The following is a 20,386-nucleotide window of genomic DNA, read 5'->3' as shown; positions in this document are numbered from 1 at the left end:
CGTTTTTCGGGCGTGAGGGCCCCCTGGCCGGCCTGCATTCACAGGCCGGTCGGATCACAAGAACATTGGGATTAAAGGGTTGGAATCAGGCCGCTTCGCCTTCCAGGGCGCGCTTGCGCTCATGGCGGCTTTGCAGCTCAGGCTTGTCGGTAGCAACCAGCTGGATGTTGAACTCCACTTCGGTGAACGGCTTGTTCAGGCCGAACTGCTCAGCCTTGGCCGGGTCTTCGATGCGGTTGGCTTCAACCACCAGCTCTTCACGGGTGGCGAAGGCGAAGTCGTCGTAGGTGTACTCGTCACCGGCCAGGTTGATCTGGGTGGTCAGGTGCTTGTAACCCGGCTTGGCGATAAAGAAGTGGATATGCGCCGGACGGTTACCGTGACGACCCAGCAGGTTCAGCAGTGCCTGGGTAGAACCCTCTGGCGGGCAGCCGTAGCCAGCCGGAATGATGGACTGGGCGGTGTAACGGCCGTTATCGTCGGTCTTGATGCGGCGACGCAGGTTGTAATCGCTCTGGGACTGGTCAAAGTAGGAGTAGTTGCCCATGGTGTTGGCGTGCCATACGTCAACCACGGCGTTGGCGACCGGCTGGCCATTCTCGTCGGTCACCTGACCGGTCAGGATCATGGTCTCGGCACTTTCGTCGGAACCATCATCCATGCGGGCAAAGCCTTCGCTCATGGGGGCACCGGCTACATACAGCGGGCCTTCAATGGTGCGCGGCGTGCCACCGGCCAGGCCGGCTTGCTCGTCTTCGGCATCCATACGGATGTCCAGGTATTTGTCCATGCCCAGGCCCGGCGCCAGCAGGGCGGCTTCGCCGTTCTTGCCCAGGTCACCAACGTAGTAAACGGCCTGCCAGAACTCTTCTGCTGTCACGTCAAAGTCTTCAACAATCTGGAAAATATCGTGCATCAGACGATGAACAATTTTCTTTACTCGCTCGTTTCCACCTTCCTGGTTGAAGCCGGCCACTTTCTCCAGCAGGTCCTTCACGTCCGCAGTATGCATGGTTTTAACGGTCATGATTGTTCTCCTCGGTTACTGTTATTTTTGTTGCTCGTATCAGTTCATCAGTTAGCAACAATGGGTGTGATTAACGGTCATCCTCATGGATGGAAGACGGGTGCCGGCACAAGGGCGCGACGGTGATATCCATATAAGGGAACAGCGGCAGGTTGCTGATCAGGTCTTGCAACTCGGCGTTGTCTGCCACGTCAAAGATACTGACGTTGGCGTAGCTGCCCGCCACCCGCCACAGGTGGCGCCACTTACCCTGTTTTTGCAGGTCCTGGGCGTAGGCTTTTTCCCGGGCCTTGATGTCCGCAACCACTTCGGCGGGCATGTCGTGGGGGATGTTCACCTTCATCTCAACTTTGAACAGCATGTGCTTTCCTCCGTTTACTGAATCTTTTGGCGTATCAGGCTTTGCGGCGATACCGGTCCAGCTTGTCTTCATCAATTTCCACACCCAGGCCCGGGCCCTTCGGCAGGTCGACGCCGTTGTTGTGGAAGTTCAGCGGCTTGACCACGATGTCGTCTTTCATCAGCAGCGGGCCGAACATCTCCGTGCCCCAGTGCAGGGTTTCCAGGGTTGACCATGCATGCAGGGAAGCGGCAGTGCCGATGGTGCCTTCCAGCAAGGTGCCGCCGTACAGGCCGATACCCGCTGCCTGGGCCACCTTCGCCTGGTCCAGTGCCTTCATCGGGCCACCCGCCTTGGCAATTTTCATCGCTACGGCGCCGCTGAAACCCGCGGCCGCCAGGCTGAACATATCCTTGGCGTCTGCCACGGCCTCGTCGGCCAGGATGGGCAGGTGGAACTTTTCAGACAGCCGTACCAGGGCGGCGTAATCCTTCATCGGGGTGGGCTGCTCTACCAGGTCAATACCGGCAGCCTGCAACTCGGCCATGCCTTTTGCCGCGGTCGCTTCATCCCAGGCCTGATTCACATCCACGCGGACACTGGCGCTGTCACCGACCGCTTCTTTAATCGCCGCCACATGGCGAACATCGTCCATCACCGGGCGGGAACCGATCTTGAGTTTGAAATCACAGTGGCGGCGGGTTTCGAGCAGCCCCAGGGCCTCTTCGATGTCTTTAGCGGTATCGCCGCTGGCCAGGGTCCAGAGCACCGGGATGTGCTGGTGCAGTGCGCCGCCCAGCAGGTCCGACACCGGGCGATTCAGGCGCTTGCCCTGAAGGTCCAGCAGGGCGGTCTCGATGGCAGACTTGGCCAGGTTGTTGCCGCGGGTGGAGCGGTCTAACATTACCCTTAAGGTATTGACATTATCGGCCGACTGGCCAATCAGTTGCGGTTTGAAATAGGTATCAATGGTAAGCTTTACGCTTTCCGGGCTTTCCGGGCCGTAGGCCAGGCCGCCGATGGTGGTTGCCTCGCCCAGGCCTTCCACGCCATCAGAATCCTTAACACGCACAATCACCATGGTCTGAACCCCCATGGTTGTCATGGAAAGCTTGTGCGGTCGAATGGTCGGGATATCGACCAGGATGGCTTCAAGGGACTGAATGGTGGCTGACATGACTGCTCCGAATCGCAAGGTAAAAATCCTGTGATTCAAACAGTACGAAGTTTCACTGACGTGAACCAATATTGATTAAGTAATAACCGATACCCTGGAGGTATGGATGGAGCTGAGACACTTGCGGTACTTCGTCGCAGTGGCCGAAGCAGGCAACCTGACCCGCGCCGCCGAAAAGCTGTTTATTGCGCAACCACCCCTGACCCGGGCGATCAAACAGCTGGAACAGGAAGTAGGTGTGGAGTTATTTATTCGCAAACCACGGGGCCTGGAGCTGACCACCGGCGGTGAGTACTTTCTGGAGCAGGCCAAGCAGGTACTGGACAAGGTTAATGCCACCGTGGACGATACCCGCCGGATCGCCCAGCACCGGAAAACCCTGTTCTCGATCGGCTTTGTGCCATCGGTGTTCTATGGGCAGTTACCCCTGATGGTTCGCCGGCTTCGGCAGAACAAAAACCTGGAAATTGTGCTGCACGAGCTGAAAACCCGGGAGCAGGTCGAAGCTCTGAAGGTGGGAAGGATTGATATCGGCTTTGGCCGGCTGAACATCCAGGATCCGGACGTAGAACAGGAAATCCTCTTCGACGAGCCGATGATTGCAGCCGTTCCGGCAAGCCATCCCCTCACCCGGCACCCGCCCTCCATGAAGGAACTCTCGGGGGTGCCCATGATCACCTTCCCCGCCGGCGCCGGCCCCAACTTTTCCGATATTACCCAGGGGTTGTTTCACCGTCGCGGCCTCAGAGTACATGTCATCCAGCAAGTGAACGACCTGCAAACCGCCTTGTCTCTGGTGGCCTCTGACATGGGCTTTACCCTGGTGCCAGAGCAGGTGCGCCGTCTGCACCGTGAAGGGGTGGACTATATGCCGCTGGAGGATGACAACATTACCACGCCGGTGATCGCCTCCCGCCGAAGAGGAGAAAGCCCCAACGCAGTCATGCGCCTGACAAATACGATTCTGGGGGAGTTGATCGAAAACCGGGTGATGGGCCGGTACCCCTGAGCATCAGCGAGCGGTTTGCCGGACCTTTTCGGCCACTGCCTGCAGGCGGGGCAGGTAGGTGTTCATCAGGGTATCCATATCCACCCGTGCGGCGTTGGTACTGATGTTCAGTGCCCCCAGCAACTCGCCACTACCAGCAAACGCTGGCACTGCTACCGAGCGCAGTCCCTGGTCCAGTTCCTGGTCAACCATCGCATAGCCCTGATCGCGAACCTTATCTATTTCTTTCCGAAGCGCCTGCTTGTCGGTAATGGAAAACTCGGTATAAGGCTCAAGACTGACCCTGTCGAGATACGCTTCCAACTCATGCTTCGGCAACTGGGCCAATAACACCCGCCCCATCGAGGTATAGGCCGCCGGCAGCCGAGTGCCGACCGACAAGGTAATGGCCATCAACCGGTGGCGGGCCGCCGAGCGCACCACGTAAACCACGTCATCACCATCCAGGACGGCCAGAGAAGACGACTCCCCGAGTTCAGCTGTCACGTCTTCAAGGTACTGTTGAATCACAGCCCGATACTGGTTTGACGCCTGGTAGGCATAACCCAGCTGAAGCACCCGGGGGGTCAGCTCAAACTGCCGGCCGGTTCGCTTCACAAAGCCCAGTGCGTGCAGCGTCAGCAGGAAGCGCCGGGCCTTGGCCCGGTCCATCTCGGTGCGGGCTGCCACTTCGCTCAGGGTCATTCGTGGGTGCTCCGCATCAAAAGCCTGTAAAACCTCCAGCCCCGAAGCCAACGCTCCCACGTAATCCCGATCACCGGGCTTGAGAATCTGCTCGTCCATTCTGACTCCTTAAGTACCGTTACTGGCCTTAGTTTCGCACGCCCACAGCGTGTTCGCACAACGAACAACTGTACATTTTTGCCTTGTGAACAAAATTTGTACTTGACGACCCAAAACCAATCGCGCCATCATGTTCGCATATTAAACTTATGTTCGTACAGCGAACTCATCACAGAAGTGACACAGGAGGCATTGCGATGGCCGAGTTTCTTCCCCTCAAGGAAGCGGTGAGCAAGTACATCAACAACGGTGATACCGTGGCGATGGAAGGCTTCACCCACCTGATCCCGTTTGCTGCGGGCCATGAAATCATCCGTCAGGAAAAGCGGGATCTGACCCTGATCCGCATGACCCCGGACCTGGTGTATGACCAGATGATCGGTGCCGGCTGTGCCAAAAAACTGATCTTCTCCTGGGGCGGCAACCCGGGTGTGGGCTCCCTGCACCGCCTGCGGGATGCTGTTGAAAAGGGCTGGCCGAACCAGCTGGAGATTCTCGAACACAGCCACGCGGCCATGGCCAACGCCTATGAAGCTGGTGCGGCCGGCCTGCCGCTGGCAGTTCTGCGCGGATATGTAGGCAGCGATCTGCCGAAAGTAAATGACCAGATCAAGTTCATCGAATGCCCGTTCACCGGTGAGCGCCTGGCGGCCGTGCCGTCGATTCGCCCGGACGTGGCGGTAATCCATGCCCAGCGGGCCGACCGCAAGGGCAATGTGCTGATTGAAGGCATCGTCGGTATCCAGAAAGAAGTGGTACTGGCCGCCAAGCGCAGCATTGTCACCGTCGAGGAAATCGTGGATGACCTGGGCGCATCGGTTAATGCCTGCGTGCTGCCGTCCTGGGCGATCACCGCGATTGCCGAGGCTCCGAAAGGCGCCAGGCCGTCCTATGCACTGGGCTACTACGACCGCGACAACGCCTTCTACAAAGACTGGGACGGCATTGCCCGCGACCGCGAGACCTTCCAGACCTGGCTGCAAGAAAACGTATTCGAGAAAGGAGCCGCGTGATGAGCCTTGAATTCACATCTTCAGAAATGATGAGCGTTACCGCTGCCCGTGCGCTGACCAACGACATGACTTGCTTCGTGGGTATCGGCCTGCCCAGTGAGGCCGCCAACCTGGCTCGCCTGACCCACGCTCCGGATGTCACCCTGATCTACGAATCCGGCACCCTGCAAACCAAGCCGGACGTGCTGCCACTGTCCATCGGCGACGGCGAGCTGTGCGAATCGGCCCTGACCACCGTCTCCGTGCCCGAGATGTTCCGTTACTGGCTGCAGGGCGGCCACATCAGCGTTGGCTTCCTGGGCACCGCCCAGATCGACCGTTACGCTAACCTGAACACCACCCTGATCGGCGATTACCGCGAGCCCAAAGTTCGCCTGCCCGGCGGTGGCGGCGCCCCGGAAATTGCCACCAACGCGAAGGAAGTGTTCATTACCGTGAAGCACTCCAGGCGCACCTTCGTGAAGGATGTGGACTTCGTGACCACCGTCGGCTTCGGCCGTGACGGCAAGGCCCGGGACAACGTACCGAACATTGGCCGGGGCCCCACGGTGGTCATTACCGACCTGTGCATCCTCAAGCCGGATCCGGAGACTAAGGAGCTCGTGGTCACCTCCCTGCACCCGAACGTGACCCGGGAAGACGTGATCGAGGCGACCGGCTGGGACATCCGCTTTGCCGAGCAGCTGGAAACCACCCCGGCGCCGACCGCCGAGGAACTCGAAGTGCTGCGGGACCTGAAAACCCGCACCAATGCCCATCATTCCGGCCAACAGTGAGGCCCACCATGACTGACGTATTCATTTGCCATCCCCGCCGCTCCGCTATCGGCCGTTTCGGCGGCACCCTGGCCAGTGTGCGCCCGGACGACCTTGCCGCCCATATTTTCAAGGCCGTGCTGGAGCAGGCGCCGGAACTGGACCCTGCCGCCATCGACGAAGTGATGATGGGCAGCGCCAACCAGGCCGGCGAAGACAACCGCAACGTCGCCCGTATGTCCGCATTGCTGGCCGGCTTGCCCTCTTCCGTACCCGGTACCACCCTCAACCGGTTGTGCGGATCCGGTATGGACGCCGTGGGCACTGCCTTCCGCGCGATCCGCGCCGGTGAAATGGACCTGGTACTGGCCGGCGGCGTGGAATCCATGTCCCGCGCGCCCTACGTGATGGGCAAGGCTGACTCCGCGTTCTCCCGCGGCCAGAAGATCGAAGACACCACCATCGGCTGGCGCTTTGTGAATCCGCTGATGAAAAAGCAGTACGGCGTCGATTCAATGCCGGAAACGGCGGAGAACGTGGCCGAGCAGTACAAGGTGTCGCGGGAAGATCAGGACCTGTTCGCCTTCCGCTCCCAGCAGAAAACCGCTCGGGCACAGCAGGAAGGTGTATTTGCCGAAGAGATCGTGCCGGTGTCCATTCCGCGCCGCAAACAAGACCCGCTGATGTTCGACACCGACGAACATCCCCGCGCCAGTACCCTGGAGAAACTCGCGGCCCTGCCAGCTCCATTCCGTGAAAACGGCAGTGTGACCGCCGGCAACGCTTCGGGCGTCAACGACGGCGCCGCCGCGATGCTGGTGGCCAGCGAAGCAGCAGTCAAACAGCACGGGCTGAAGCCTATGGCGAAAATTCTGGGCATGGCGACCGCTGGCGTAGAACCGAGGATCATGGGTATTGGCCCTGTCCCGGCTGTCCAGAAGCTGCTGAAAAAACAGGGCATCAGCATCGATGAGATCGACGTGATTGAGCTCAACGAAGCCTTCGCCGCCCAGGGCCTGGCTGTGCTGCGGGAGCTGGGCGTTGCCGATGACGACCCCCGGGTGAACCCGAACGGTGGTGCCATTGCCCTAGGCCACCCACTGGGCATGTCCGGCGCGCGCCTGCTGCAGACTGCGGCACACCAACTGCAGCGCACTGGCGGCCGCTACGCCCTGTGCACCATGTGTGTGGGCGTGGGTCAGGGTATTGCTACACTGATTGAACGGGTCTGATCGGACCCATTCTGAGGAGACAACATGGCTTTTCTGAATCACAACGGCCGCACCATCTGCTATCGCCTGCTGGGCGACAGCCAAAAGCCGTTATTGATGCTGGCACACCCTCTGGGCATGACCCAGGGGGTTTGGGACGACATGCTGCCCACGCTGTTACCAAAGTTCCGGGTTCTGACCTGGGACCTGCCCGGGCACGGTGCAAGTGGCGCCTGGCCCGAAACGGCCGGAGAGATCACCCCGGAAGATCTGGCACAGGAAGCCCTGGCACTGGCGAAAGAAGCCGGGGTATCCAGCTTTCATTTTGCCGGCACCTCTATCGGCGGGGTAATCGGTCAGCAGCTGATTGCCGCCCATAGCGAGCAGCTTGAAACTGCCACACTGACCAACACCGGCGCCATCATTGGCACCGAGGAGGCCTGGAGCCTGCGTGCGGCCAACGTTCGGGAGAAAGGCCTGGTGGCGATGGCCGGCGAAATCGTACCCCGCTGGTTCGGCCCAAATGCCTGTCAGGAACAGCCTGCGCTTCTGGACGGCTGGAAAGTGATCATGGGACGGGGCGACGCCAACAGCTATGCACTGCTGTGCGAAATGCTGGGCAAAGCGGACTTCCGGGAAAAGCTGCACGGACACAAGGTACCGTTACTGCTGATCGGTGGCTCCGAAGACCTGGCAACACCACCAGAGTCCCTGAAAGCACTGGCACAGTTCAGTGGCGCTTCGGACCCGGTTATTCTGGATGGGATCGGGCACGTACCTTCCGTTGAATGCCCTCAGACCCTGGCCTCGCAACTCCTGCAAAGCCTGAGTTAACCGGGAGCGGGCAAACACCCGCGCCCCGGCAACTCGTTGATTCACTTCTGGCCAGCAATGATCAGAAGTGAATCACCGACCGGATGCTCTTACCCTCGTGCATCAGGTCAAACGCCTTGTTGATGTCTTCCAGTTTCATCTCGTGGGTGATGAACACATCCAGCGGGATCTCACCTTTCTCGGCTTTTTCCACGTAAGACGGCAGCTCCGTGCGGCCTTTCACGCCACCGAAGGCGGAACCACGCCATACCCGGCCGGTCACCAGCTGGAACGGGCGGGTACTGATCTCTTCACCGGCACCGGCCACGCCGATGATGGTGCTTTCACCCCAGCCCTTATGGCAGGCTTCCAGCGCCGCACGCATCAGCTTCACATTGCCCACACACTCGAAGGTGTAGTCGGCACCGCCATCGGTCATTTCGATGATGACTTCCTGGATCGGCTTGTCGTAATCGTTCGGGTTAACCACATCGGTAGCACCCAGCTGTTTGGCGATGTCGAACTTGCCCGGGTTGATATCGACCGCAATGATGCGCCCGGCCTTGGCCATGGTCGCGCCAATGATGGCTGCCAGGCCGATGCCACCCAGGCCAAAGATGGCCACAGTCGCGCCTTCCTCAACCTTGGCCGTGTTCAATACCGCACCGATGCCGGTGGTTACGCCACAACCCAGCAGGCACACCTTGTCCAGGGGCGCTTCCTTGGGGATCTTGGCCAGGGAGATTTCCGGCAGCACGGTGTATTCAGAGAAGGTGGAGCAGCCCATGTAGTGGTACAGCGGCTGGCCCTTGTAGGAGAAGCGGGAGGTGCCGTCCGGCATCACGCCCTTGCCCTGGGTTTCGCGCACGGCGCCACACAGGTTGGTCTTGCCGGAGGTGCAGAATTTACACTTGCCGCACTCGGCGGTGTACAGCGGAATCACGTGGTCGCCCACTTCCAGGCCGGTTACGCCAGGGCCCACCGCTTCGACAATGCCGCCACCCTCGTGGCCCAGAATGGTCGGAAACAGGCCCTCGGGGTCGGCGCCGGACAGGGTGTAGGCATCGGTATGGCACACACCGGTGGCCACGATCTTCACCAGCACTTCACCTTCCTTGGGGGGTGCCACATCCACTTCAACAATTTCCAGCGGTTTATTGGCTTCAAATGCCACGGCTGCGCGGGATTTGATCACGTTCAGTCTCCTCGTTTCCGTTTGGTCGGGTCAGGCTTGCGGGATACACTCTTAACTTTAACACGCCTGCCGGCTGCAGGCTTTCCCGCGCTGCAATCTCATACGCAGGCGCGGGCGTATAGATTCCCGAACTGTCAGAAAGGGCCCTTCAGGTGCGCACACTCTACTGGTTTACCCGCGATCTTCGCATGCACGACAACGCTGCCCTGCTGGCCGCCGGCCGCTCGGACATGCTGCTGTGCGTGTACGTGGTAGAGCCCCGCTGGTTCCAACCCGGGCCGCTCGGGCTCAGCGCCATGGGCGAACACCGCTGGCGTTTCCTGTGGCAAAGCCTGATGACCCTGGAACGCAATCTCCGGCCCCTTGGCCAGCGCCTCCACATCGCGTTTGGAGAGCCGGAAAACGTGCTTCCCGAACTGGTACAACAACACCAGGTCAACCAGGTAATCCGCACCCGGCAGCCAGGCACAGAAGAAGCTGATCAATGGCAGGGCCTTCAGGACAAGCTGCCGGATGTGCACTTCCAGCAATTTGAAACCCTGAGCCTGTTCACTGAAAAATCCCTGCCCATGGACCTGGCCGACTTACCCGACACTTTTTCGCAATTCCGCAAGCTGGTAGAAAAACAGGGTGACCGCTGCACCGACCGGCTACGCATCCGCACCATGACGGCCCTGCCGCCGCCTCCGGGTTTTGCGAAAGACAACCGGGGCGATTGCCCACCGATTACCGAGCCGGAACACGATGCCGGCTTCCGGGGTGGTGAAAAAGCCGGGCTGCGGCAATTGCGGGAATACCTGTTTGTCAGCCATGGCATAGCCCGCTACAAGGAAACCCGCAACGCACTGGATGATCCGCTGGCGTCATCCCGCCTGTCACCCTGGCTGGCCAATGGCTGCCTGTCGGTGCGCGAAGTGACCGGCATGATTGACGAATACGAGCAGTCCGAAACCCGCAACGACTCCACCTACTGGCTGTGGTTCGAGCTGTTGTGGCGGGAATACTTCTACTGGTACGCCATGAAGCACGGCCGCCGGCTGTTCCTGCGGGATGGCGTACAACAGCAAAGCCGTGATACTGCCCTCCACCGGCCGGATTTCGAGAGCTGGTGCCAGGGCACCACACCCTACCCGCTGGTCAACGCCGCCATGAACCAGCTCCGGCTCACCGGCTATATCAGCAACCGGGCACGGCAACTGGTGGCCAGTTGCCTGGTCAATGAACTGGCCCAGGACTGGCGTTACGGCGCTGCCTGGTTTGAGCAGCAACTGGTGGACTACGATGTCGCCAGTAACTACGGCAACTGGCAGTACCTCGCCGGCGTGGGCGCAGACCCCCGTGGATTGCGCCAGTTTAATCTAGACAAGCAGGCCAGCCAGTACGATCCTGAAGGGCATTTCGTGGCACGCTGGCAAGGCGAAGCCTGAATAACATGCCGGGCTGGTAACAACCCTGCCACCCAGGGCCTCAAGGGAGCCAGCCTGGCGAAGCGGATTTTTGTCGGCTGACGGGTTATCTTAGGCGCACCAACGTTTAGTAAGGTAAGAGTGTATGGCGTGGATTACAGATAAAACGGCTAAGCATCAGCTGGACAAGGAAGCCAGCCAGGTTCAGAAAGAGGACCTGCAATCCCTGCTGGAGCGACAGAAAGCCATCGAAGACAAAGTGAAAAACAGCGGCAAGCTCAAGCGCTTTGGCACCGACATCCACCTGATGTTCTCGCTGATCCGGGACTACTGGCGCGGCGACTACCGGGCCATTCCCTGGAAATCCATCGCCGCCATCGCTGGTGCGCTGCTGTACGTGATGAACCCGCTGGACCTGATTCCGGACCTCATTTTCGGCTTTGGCCTGCTGGATGATGCCGGCGTCGTTGCCCTGTGCCTGAAACTGGTGGAATCCGACCTGCACAAGTACGCAGCCTGGAAAGACCTCAAGGAAACCTGAGTAACGGCACTCAGGCTTCCGACGCCTCCGGCTGCTGGCCCCGACGGCTCGCCCGCCATTCCCGGAACTGCTCCACCCAGGATAACAGTGCCGGAATCACCAGCAACACCAGGAAGGTCGCCAACCCCAGGCCAAAGGCGATGGATGTCGCCATCGGAATCAGGAACTGGGCCTGCAGGGAGGTTTCAAACAGCAGGGGCAACAGGCCGCCGATGGTGGTCAGGGAGGTCAGCAACACTGCCCGCACCCGCTGCACCGCCGCTTCGTTCAGGGCATCGGTAATGCCCAGGCCTTTCTGTCGCTGCTGGTTGTAGAAAGCCACCAGGATAATCGCGTTGTTGACCACGATACCGGACAGGCCGAACAGGCCAAACAACGACAGAATCGTCAGCTGAAGCCCCATGACCCAGTGCCCCAACAGGGCACCCACCAGGGCGAACGGGATGATGGCCATCACGATCAGCGGCAAACTCCAGGACGCAAACACCCAGGCCAGCACCACGTACATCAGCGCAACACCGATCACCAGGCCGGTTTTCATGTCGTCCATGGTTTCGCGCTGGTCAGCGGAACGGCCTTCAAAGCTGTAACGCACGCCATAACGGCTGGCAATATCCGGCAGCGCGCCGGCCTGCAGGCTCTCGATCACCTGGTCGGTCGTGGCCACCCGGGTGTTGAGAGCCGACGTCACTTCCACCGCCAGCTTGCCGTCAGCATGGCGCAAAGCCTGGAAGCCCTGACGGTGATCCAGGTTCATCACCTGGGCCAGGGGCACAAACCGGCCGTCGGGCAGGCGCACGGTCATGCGCTCGAGGGTGGAATACTGTTCCCGCTGATCCCGGGGCAGCTGCACCCGCACTTCCACTTCGTCGCGACCATCCTGGTAGATCTGCGCAATCCGGCCGTCAAAGGCGGCCCGCAACTGCCGGCCAAGATCCACCGTGGTCAGGCCCATGGCCTCACCAAACGGGCTCACCTGGTAGATCAGTTGTTCCCGGCCCCAGGGCATGTCGTCTTCCACATCCAGCACCCCGGGCAGGGTGCTCAGGGCCTGGGCCACTTCATCGGCGGCCCGTTTCAGGTTTTCTGCGTTATCGCCGGTCAGGCGTACGTTCACATCCCGCCCCGGAGGCCCGGCCTGGCGTTCATTGATGTTCAGGGCATCCAGCCCGGCGGGCAGCGCCATGCGGCTGCGCCATTCCCGCATAAACTCCGGGTTGCGAACGTCCCGCCGGTCCGACGGCACCAGCTCCACCAGCATGGAGCCCAGTTCGTCATCGTTACGGGAGCTGCCCTCGGCACCCTGGGTGGCCCCGAAGGTGGTTACCGCATGGCGGATCAGGTTACCGCCCAGGGCCTGTTCGGTTTCGTTCAGGGTCTGCTGCATCTGGCGCATGAAATCTTCCACGGTGCCTTTGTCCGTGCCGGCCACAAAGCTGGCATTGGCATAGAACACGGAAGGCTCCGGTGTGGGGAAGAAGTTAAAGCCCAGGCGGCCGCCGGCCAGCAAGCCCACCGTCACAATCGCCAGGGCCAGGGCGCTGGCCAAGGTGGCGCCGCGGTGTTTCAGGCTGTACCGGGAAAACCGGCGGAACGGGCCTTCCCGGAACCGGTCAAAACCCTGTTCGAACCGGTCCCGGAACCGACTTACCGGATTACCGCGCGGGCGCGCGCCCTGCTCCGGTAGCTTGTCGCCCTTGTCCTTGACCACAAAGGCATGGCGCAGGTGAGCCGGCAATACCACAAAGCATTCCAGCAACGACGCCACCAGAACACAGATCATCACCAGTGGAATATCGCCCAGAATATTGCCGATAATGCCGCCCACCACCAGCAGCGGCATAAAGGCAGCCACCGTGGTCAGGGACGAGGCCAGCACCGGCCACACCATGCGCTTGGCGGCGCCTTCGGCGGCGTAGATGGATTGCTCCCCCATGCGGGCATGGGCATCGGCATCCTCGCCCACCACAATGGCATCATCCACGATAACCCCGAGCGCCATGATCAGGGCAAACAGAGACATCATGTTGATGGAGCCGCCGAGCAGCCACAGCACCGCCAGCGCGGCCATAAAGGCGGTGGGAATACCGATGGCCACCCAGGCCGCCACCCGCCCGGGCAGGAACAGGTACAACAGGGCAATCACCAGCACCAGGCCACTGAGGCCGTTATTCACCAGCAGGGAAATCCGGTCTTCCAACAGCTGCCAGGTTTCGTCATACACCTTCATTTTGATGGTGGGGGGCAAAGCCGGGCGGGTGTCTTCCAGCCAGCTTTCCAGCACCCGGGCAGCCGCCAGCGAATTGCCGTTCTCCGCCCGCTGCAATTGCAGTTCCACCGCCGGCAGGCCTTCGTTTTCCATCACCGTCTGGTTGTCCCGGGCTTCCTGGCGAATGATGGCGATATCACCCAGCTGCAGGCGAATGCGGTCTCCGCTGAGTACCGGAATCGTTTCAAAGGCCTGGGGGCTGCGACGCTGCTCCACCGAACGCAATTCCCGGGTGGCATCCTGCTGGGCCATCATGCCCGCCGGCAAATCCCGGGACAGGGAAGCAACGCGGTCAGCAATCTGCTCCAGCGACAGCCCCAGGGTTTCCAGCCGTTCTACCGGCACATCCACGCTGACCTGCTGTTCTGGCAGACCACGGATATTGATGCGGTCAATACCCCGCTCCAGCAGCTCGTCTTCAAACCGGTACACCAGCTGGCGCAGCTCGCTGCGGTCCACCTCGCCGTATACCAGTAGCCGGGCCACCGGTTCATACCGCTCCACCCGGGCTACCTGAGGTTCCTCGGCGTCGCCGGGCAGGTTGTTGAATTCATCCACCTGCTGGCGTACATCGTCCACCGCCTGGATCGGGTCGGTGCCTTCATGAAATTCGAGCGTGATGGAGGACACGCTCTGGGCGGACGTGGAAGTCATCTTTTTCAGGCCATCGACGCTGCGCAGGCGCTGCTCCAGCGGGTCGGTGATACCTCGCTCCACGTCTTCAGCGGACGCACCACTCCAGACCACCCGCACACTGACCACATCCAGGGCGAAAGTGGGGAAAAACTGGATATTCATCCGGGTAAGCGCCAATGCGCCACCCAGCAACATCACCAGCATCACCAGGTTGCCGGCAACCCGGTGATGAACAAAGAAGCCGATTACGCCCTGCTTGCGCTTCACTGGGCAGGCTCCCCGTCAGCATCTGCCAGTTCGACTTTCAAACCGGTCACAGCATTGGGCAGGTGGGTGGTGATCAGACGGGCACCGGGGGTGAGCTGCTCTCCGGCAATCAGCAACCGGCGTTCGCCGTTTTCGCTGCGGGCCTCGCCGATGCGTTCTACTTCAATCCGCTGCATGCGGCCGTCATCGGTCATCAGGTAAACGCTGTCTGCGCCATACAGGGCGCTGAACGGTACGTCCACCGCCTGCTGCCGGGCGGGTCGTTCAAGGGTCAGGGGCAGCAACGCCCCGGGGCGCAGGCCACCGGGTTCGCCCTGCAGTTCCAGCACGGCTTCGGTGCCGGCCGGGTCTGACAGGCCGGCAAAGCGGGCCAGGACGAATTCATGGCCATTATCTGAAATCGCGGTCAGGGTTTGCCCCTGCCCAAGCGCGGTGATCAGTTCGTTCTGGAATACCTGGGGCACCCGGGCTCGCACTTCCAGGCCCCGGGTGGGATACACCGTCAGCAGAGGCTCGTTGCGAGATACCTGATCGCCTACGGCCACCTCAATACCGGTCACCACACCGTCAAACGGTGCCACCACCCTGGCCCGGTCGACATCCCGTTCCGTGGCCGCCAGGTTAGCCCGGGCCTGGGCCAGTTTGGCCTCAAGGCTTTGCAGGCGGGCGGGGTGTTCCTGGATAGCCCGCTGCCGGGTGCTGACCGTCAGTTCGGCACGGGCCAGGGCATCGGTTGCCGCCTCAAGGTTTTCACGGGAGGCCAGGTTGCGCCCCACCAGCGACTCAATACGCTCAAACTGCCGCCGGGCATTGGCAACAATGGCCTGCTCACTTTTCAGGGCGGCCTGGTCGTTGCGGTAGCGCACCTGTTCGGAGCTTATCTGGGCATCCAGGTCATCCACCTGGGCCCGGGCCTGAGCCAATGCCGGGCCGATGTCCGCTTCGTCCAGCGCCAGCAACAAATCGCCCTGTTTCACGCTCATCCCTTCAGACACCGGGCGCTCCGCCACCCGACCCGCCAGCGTGGCAGTGATGGTTTGCTGGTCCGGTGCAAGCACCTCGCCATACAGGGGCAATACCGGCACCTGGCTGCCCGGTGTAATGGCTTGCACCTCAACACGCCAGCTACGTTCCGTGGCCGTAACCTCCGCCGGTTCGGGACGGGTGGCTTTCAGGGCAATAAAAACCAGTACACCAACAGCCAGGATGATCAGGGGTAACAGACGTTTAAACATAGCCAGGTTTCTTGTTCCGGTTGGCAGGGTAGCGTTAACGCGCTAAAACTACTATACAATTTTCAGGGCGGATCCGATTGACCGTACCCTGCGACAAATTCACACAGGCCCCTTCTTGACCAGGAAGCCCGCTCAATGCCGAGCACCTACGACACATTGCTGAACGTTGTCCTGCTCAACTGCGCCCTGGTGTGCATTGTGGTGTTTATCCATAATGAAACCTTGCTGCGCCTGAGCACCATGCTCGGCAAAATGAGAAAGAGCCACCATTTCCGCCTGATTGTGGCGGTATTGGGGTGCCTGATTTCCCACGCACTGCAGGTATGGGTGTTCGCCACCACATTCTGGTTCATGCACCACGCCGACGGCTGGGGCCTGCTGACCGGTAACTTCTCGGGCAGCCTGCTCGATTGCGTCTACTTTTCCTTCACCACGTTCACCACACTGGGCTACGGCGATGTTGTGCCTATGGGCCAGCTGCGCTACCTGACCGGCATTGAGGGGCTTACCGGGTTTCTCCTGCTGACCTGGAGCGCCTCATTCCTGTTCCTGGAAATGCAGCGTTACTGGCCCGCCCGCTAGCGGCTTCAAACCCACTTGCAGCGGGCCAGGGTGTAGTACAGCAGCGGCACCACAATCACCGTGAACAACGTGGACATGGCCAGCCCGAACACCAGCGAAATCGCCAGGCCGTTGAAGATCGGGTCACTGAGGATGAAGTAAGCTCCTACTACGGCAGACACCGCCGTCAGCGCAATGGGCTTGATCCGCACGGCACCGGCCAGAACCACCGCCTTCTCCAGCTCCATGCCTTCGTCCAGCAGCTGCTTGATAAACACCACCAACAGGATGGAATTACGTACGATAATCCCCGCCAGGGCGATCATGCCGATCATACTGGTGGCGGTGAATTCCTTACCCAGAAGGGCATGGCCGGGCATGATGCCGATCATGGTCAGCGGAATCGGCGCCATGATCACCAGCGGCAGGATGTAGGAGCGGAACTGGGCCACCAGCAGTACGAAGATCATGAACACACCCACACTGTAGGCAGCGCCCATATCCCGGAAGGTTTCGTAGGTGATCTGCCACTCGCCATCCCATTTCAGGGTGCCTTTTTCCGGCAGTGGCGGTTGCTGGATAAAGAACTGCTCCGGTGCCTGCTCCTGCTCGTTCAGCAAACTGACCATCCGGAACATGCCGTATAGCGGTGAATCAATCTCGCCGGCCATATCCGCCGTCACGTAGGTCACCGGCAGCAAGTCCTTGTGGTAGATAGCGCCCATCCAGTCCGCTTCCCGCACCTCGGCCACACTGGCCAGCGGCACCAGCTCGCCACTGCGGCTACGCACCTTGATGGACAACAGGGCAGACGGCTGGGCCTTGTCGGCTTCAGACAAAATCACCCTGATTGGCACCGGGTACTTGGCCTGTTCATCGTGCAGGTAACTGACGTTAACCCCGCCCAGGGTCGTCTGCAGGGTGGCCACCACCTGGGCCTGGGACACACCCAGCCGGGCCGCCCGGGCCCGGTCTACCACCACTTCCCATTGCCGGGTGGGTGCTTCCAGGGTGGTGTCGATATCCACCAACCCCTCAATGTTTGCCATATCACCGGCAATCAGCCTGGCTAGCTCGGCTCTGCGGAAAGCATCAGCAGCGTAGACTTCCGCCACCAATGGCGACATCACTGGCGGCCCCGGCGGCACCTCCACCATTTTCACTTTGGCGCCATACCGGTCAGCAATCTCGGTAAGCGGGCCACGAAGGGCCTGGGTGATGTCATGGGAGGGGCGGCTGCGCGCCTCCGCACTGGCCAGGTTGACCTGGATATCACCCTGGTAGGGCTCGCTGCGCAGATAATATTGGCGCACCAGGCCGTTGAAATTGATCGGTGAAGCGGTACCGGCATAGGCCTGCCAGTTATCCACTTCGCCCACGGTTTCCAGGTAATGGCCCATTTCGGTCAGCACCCGCTGGGTTTGCTCCATGGGTGTGCGCTCGGGCATATCCACCACCACCTGCAATTCCGACTTGTTATCGAAAGGCAGCATTTTCAGGATCACCGCCTGGAATACCGGCAAAGAGGCCGCGCCCAGAGTGAGCAGGACCACCCCAAGCGCCAGCAAACGCCGGCGCCAGGCGTGTTCACCCAGAAACGGCCCCAGCACGGTATTGAAGATTTTCAGGGACACCGAGCTGACGCCATCGGCAGAGCTGCCGGAATCGCCACCCTCTTCCAGGGCCTCGCCTTTCTTGTGCTTGAGCAGCCGGAAGGCCAGCCAGGGCGCCACCACAAACGCCACAACCTGGGACACCACCATGCCGGCCGATGCGTTGATCGGAATCGGGCTCATGTAGGGGCCCATCAGCCCGGAGACAAACGCCATGGGCAGCAGGGCCGCCATGATGGTCAGGCTGGCCATGATGGTGGGTGTACCCACTTCATCCACGGCCACCGGGATAATGTCTTTTATGGCCCGACGGCTGTTCTGGATGCGGCGGTTAATGTTCTCGGTAATGACAATGCCGTCGTCCACCAGGATGCCGATGGAAAAGATCAGCGCGAACAGCGAGACACGGTTGAGGGTAAAGCCCCAGGCCCAGGAAAACACCAGAGTCAGCAGCAGGGTGATCAGCACCGAAATACCGACGATCAGCGCCTGGCGCCAGCCCATAAAGGCGAGCACCAGCAGCATCACCGCCAGGGTGGCGGAGACCAGGTCGGAAATCAGCTTCTGCGCCTTGTCAGACGCGGTCACTCCGTAGTCACGGGTAACCAGCACCTCCACGTCGGCCGGCAGTGCCCGGTTGCGCTGCTGGTCCAGGCGCTGTTCGATCGCGGTAGTGATATCGATGGCGTTTTCACCCGGTTTCTTGGCAATCGCGAGGGTGACCGCAGGGTAGACATCGCCGGCCTTCCCTGCCCGTTCATCCCCATGGGCCGGTCCGAAGCCCGCCAGCACGCTCTGGTCGGGTACGGTACTGCCGCGACGAACCTCCGCCACATCATCCAGGTACACAGCCGCGCCCTGGTGCATCCCCACCACCAGGCGCTTTACGTCTTCCAGGGACTGCAACAGGGTACCGGCCTGCACCGGTATCGAGAGATTATCCCGGGTTACCCGGGCTTCCTGGCTGGAGGCGTTGGCAGACTGCAGGGCACTTTCGATATCCGCCGTGGTCAGGCCGAAACCGGCCAGCAGCGCAGGGTCAAACAGGATATCCACCCGATCCGGCACACCGCCCACTGTGTAGATGTCCCGGGTACCGGGCACCCGCTTCAGGGCCACTTCCAGCATATGCGCCAGACGGGTAAGTTCTTCCCCGCTGTGGGTGCCGGTGGGGTCATACAGTGTCAAAGTCATCACCGGTACATCATCAATGCCCCGGGGTTTTATGACCGGCTGGGAGGCGCCGAGATTCTGCGGCAACCAGTCCTGGTTCGAATACACCTGGTTGTACAGCCGAACCAGGGCGTCCTGGCGGGCGATGCCCACCTCGAACTGCACGGTGATCACCGCCTGGCCCTGACGGGACACGGAATACACGTGCTTCACGCCCTTGATTTCGCTCATTACCTGCTCGGCAGGTGTGGCAATGGCGCTTTCAACCTCCCGGGTGCTGGCACCGGGCATGGCCACCATGATGTCCGCCATGGTGACATCAATCTGAGGTTCTTCTTCCTTGGGTGTCACCACGACAGACAGGACACCAAGAATAATCGCAAGGATCGCCAGCAGCGGCGTCAGGTGGTTGTTCTGGAATACCCGGGCAATGGCTCCGGACGGGCCGACCGGCGGCAGGTTATCACTCACAGCCATTACTCCCCTTCAGCCCGGGCGTTTTCAGACAGGCTCAAGCGTTCGCTGCCCACCAGCTCATCCGGATTGGTCACCACCCGTTCGCCTTCCGAAAGCCCGGCCAGCACCTCCAGCCGGTCGTTCTCGCGAACACCCAGGCGGACCTGGCGCAGACGGGGCTGATCCTGGCTGTCCAGCACAAACACGGCCCGCAGTTCGCTGCGCTGAATCAGCGCGCTGGCCGGTACCCACAGGGCCTCCCGGCTGGCTACCGGCACACTGACCTTCACCAGCATGCCCGGGAACAGGCTGCCATTGGGCTCATTCAGGCGCAGCCGCAGGCGAAAGGTGTGGGTTTCCGGATTGGCGTAGGGATAGAACGTCAGCTCGCCGGTTTCCAGCACCCGGCCGTCGGCCAGGGTAACGGTAGCCTGGCGTTCGCTGCGGGCCAGATCTGCGTACTTCTGGGGCAGGTCAACCACGACCCGAAGTTGCTCCAGCGACAGGCCGCTGAGCAGCGGCTGGCCCGGGTTCACCGACTCGCCCAATTCCACATGGCGCTCGGTCAGGATTCCGCCATAAGGGGCAATAATGCGGGTGTAGTCCAGTTGTTTCTGCGCTTCTGCCACAGAGGCTTCCGCCCGCTCCACCCGAGCCCTGGCCGCACTGAGGTTGTTCCTGGCCTGGTCAAACTCTTGCCGCGACACCAGGCCCCGCTCATGGATGGCTTCGATACGGGTGTACTGCTGCCGGGCATCCTGCAAACCGGAGCGGGCTTCTTCAAGGCCGGCTTGCGCCTGCCGAAGGCGCGACTGCTGCTCGCTGTCTTCAAGGCGCACGATCAGGTCTCCGGCTGCTACCGAATCGTCCACATCAAACGGCAGCTCGACCACCGTACCGCTGGTC

General features: G+C 61.0%; 16 protein-coding genes and 1 pseudogene. 8 read left to right on the top strand and 9 right to left on the bottom strand.

Going from position 1 to position 20,386, the window contains the following annotated elements; translation table 11 throughout:
- Positions 1–85: 85 nt before the first annotated feature.
- From catA to H3Z84_RS13545, 3 genes are all read right to left on the bottom strand, one after another.
- A complete protein-coding gene (catA, locus tag H3Z84_RS13555; protein ID WP_199457809.1) occupies positions 86–1,027 on the bottom strand; it encodes a catechol 1,2-dioxygenase in 942 nt (313 codons plus the stop codon).
- A gap of 70 nt (positions 1,028–1,097) precedes the next feature.
- Positions 1,098–1,388 carry a muconolactone Delta-isomerase gene (gene catC / locus H3Z84_RS13550; RefSeq protein ID WP_022990604.1) on the bottom strand — a complete coding sequence of 97 codons (291 nt, stop codon included), beginning with the start codon at positions 1,386–1,388 and terminating at the stop codon, positions 1,098–1,100.
- Positions 1,389–1,422: 34 nt separating this feature from the next.
- Complete coding sequence (locus tag H3Z84_RS13545; protein ID WP_199457808.1) at positions 1,423–2,544, bottom strand: muconate/chloromuconate family cycloisomerase; 1,122 nt, start codon at positions 2,542–2,544, stop codon at positions 1,423–1,425.
- Positions 2,545–2,650: 106 nt separating this feature from the next.
- Here H3Z84_RS13545 and H3Z84_RS13540 point away from each other — a divergent pair, with 106 nt between their 5' ends.
- Positions 2,651–3,553: a LysR family transcriptional regulator gene (locus tag H3Z84_RS13540; RefSeq protein ID WP_199457807.1), complete on the top strand. Its 903-nt coding sequence runs from the start codon at positions 2,651–2,653 to the stop codon at positions 3,551–3,553.
- 3 nt (positions 3,554–3,556) lie between these two features.
- On the opposite strand, the gene H3Z84_RS13535 is transcribed toward H3Z84_RS13540, so the two are convergent.
- A complete protein-coding gene (locus H3Z84_RS13535) occupies positions 3,557–4,336 on the bottom strand; it encodes an IclR family transcriptional regulator domain-containing protein (RefSeq protein WP_199457806.1) in 780 nt (259 codons plus the stop codon).
- Positions 4,337–4,533: 197 nt separating this feature from the next.
- Between H3Z84_RS13535 and H3Z84_RS13530 the strand changes: the two genes are divergently transcribed.
- From H3Z84_RS13530 to H3Z84_RS13515, 4 genes are read left to right on the top strand one after another with little or no spacing between them, the layout of a single operon-like run.
- Complete coding sequence (locus H3Z84_RS13530) at positions 4,534–5,349, top strand: CoA transferase subunit A (protein WP_199457805.1); 816 nt, start codon at positions 4,534–4,536, stop codon at positions 5,347–5,349.
- On the top strand, positions 5,349–6,125 hold the full coding sequence (locus H3Z84_RS13525; protein WP_199457804.1) for a CoA-transferase subunit beta: 777 nt from the start codon (positions 5,349–5,351) through the stop codon (positions 6,123–6,125). The genes H3Z84_RS13530 and H3Z84_RS13525 overlap by 1 nt, the downstream gene beginning before the upstream one ends.
- A gap of 8 nt (positions 6,126–6,133) precedes the next feature.
- Positions 6,134–7,336 carry a 3-oxoadipyl-CoA thiolase gene (gene pcaF / locus H3Z84_RS13520; RefSeq protein ID WP_199457803.1) on the top strand — a complete coding sequence of 401 codons (1,203 nt, stop codon included), beginning with the start codon at positions 6,134–6,136 and terminating at the stop codon, positions 7,334–7,336.
- A gap of 24 nt (positions 7,337–7,360) precedes the next feature.
- Positions 7,361–8,149: an alpha/beta fold hydrolase gene (locus H3Z84_RS13515; protein WP_022990597.1), complete on the top strand. Its 789-nt coding sequence runs from the start codon at positions 7,361–7,363 to the stop codon at positions 8,147–8,149.
- A gap of 61 nt (positions 8,150–8,210) precedes the next feature.
- Here H3Z84_RS13515 and H3Z84_RS13510 read toward each other — a convergent pair whose 3' ends face one another.
- The gene (locus tag H3Z84_RS13510; RefSeq protein WP_094624449.1) at positions 8,211–9,323 is read right to left on the bottom strand and encodes an S-(hydroxymethyl)glutathione dehydrogenase/class III alcohol dehydrogenase; all 1,113 of its coding nucleotides are present in this window, start codon (positions 9,321–9,323) and stop codon (positions 8,211–8,213) included.
- 152 nt (positions 9,324–9,475) lie between these two features.
- On the opposite strand from H3Z84_RS13510, the gene H3Z84_RS13505 reads away from it, so the two are divergent.
- Both H3Z84_RS13505 and H3Z84_RS13500 read left to right on the top strand, forming a co-directional pair.
- Positions 9,476–10,750 carry a DASH family cryptochrome gene (locus H3Z84_RS13505; protein ID WP_199457802.1) on the top strand — a complete coding sequence of 425 codons (1,275 nt, stop codon included), beginning with the start codon at positions 9,476–9,478 and terminating at the stop codon, positions 10,748–10,750.
- A gap of 124 nt (positions 10,751–10,874) precedes the next feature.
- Positions 10,875–11,270: a YkvA family protein gene (locus H3Z84_RS13500; protein WP_022990594.1), complete on the top strand. Its 396-nt coding sequence runs from the start codon at positions 10,875–10,877 to the stop codon at positions 11,268–11,270.
- Positions 11,271–11,280: 10 nt separating this feature from the next.
- Here H3Z84_RS13500 and H3Z84_RS13495 read toward each other — a convergent pair whose 3' ends face one another.
- Positions 11,281–14,442, bottom strand: a complete 3,162-nt coding sequence (locus H3Z84_RS13495) for an efflux RND transporter permease subunit (protein ID WP_199457801.1) — start codon at positions 14,440–14,442, stop codon at positions 11,281–11,283.
- Positions 14,439–15,677: an efflux RND transporter periplasmic adaptor subunit gene (locus tag H3Z84_RS13490; RefSeq protein ID WP_199457800.1), complete on the bottom strand. Its 1,239-nt coding sequence runs from the start codon at positions 15,675–15,677 to the stop codon at positions 14,439–14,441. Before H3Z84_RS13490 ends, H3Z84_RS13495 begins: the two co-directional genes overlap by 4 nt.
- Positions 15,678–15,812: 135 nt before the next feature.
- Between H3Z84_RS13490 and H3Z84_RS13485 the strand changes: the two genes are divergently transcribed.
- Complete coding sequence (locus tag H3Z84_RS13485; RefSeq protein ID WP_094624444.1) at positions 15,813–16,259, top strand: potassium channel family protein; 447 nt, start codon at positions 15,813–15,815, stop codon at positions 16,257–16,259.
- 5 nt (positions 16,260–16,264) lie between these two features.
- Here H3Z84_RS13485 and H3Z84_RS13480 read toward each other — a convergent pair whose 3' ends face one another.
- Both H3Z84_RS13480 and H3Z84_RS13475 read right to left on the bottom strand, forming a co-directional pair.
- Entirely contained in the window at positions 16,265–19,495 is a 3,231-nt protein-coding gene (locus H3Z84_RS13480) for an efflux RND transporter permease subunit (protein ID WP_199457799.1), read from the bottom strand.
- A 5-nt stretch (positions 19,496–19,500) separates the two neighbouring features.
- Positions 19,501–20,379, bottom strand: a pseudogene (locus H3Z84_RS13475) (efflux RND transporter periplasmic adaptor subunit); the annotation flags it as partial.
- Positions 20,380–20,386: the final 7 nt, after the last annotated feature.

The organism is Marinobacter sp. bablab_jr003 (assembly GCF_016464245.1).
Lineage (GTDB): Bacteria > Pseudomonadota > Gammaproteobacteria > Pseudomonadales > Oleiphilaceae > Marinobacter > Marinobacter vinifirmus.
Note: the sequence above shows the minus strand (reverse complement) of the source record. Positions and strands in the feature narration are given on the sequence as shown.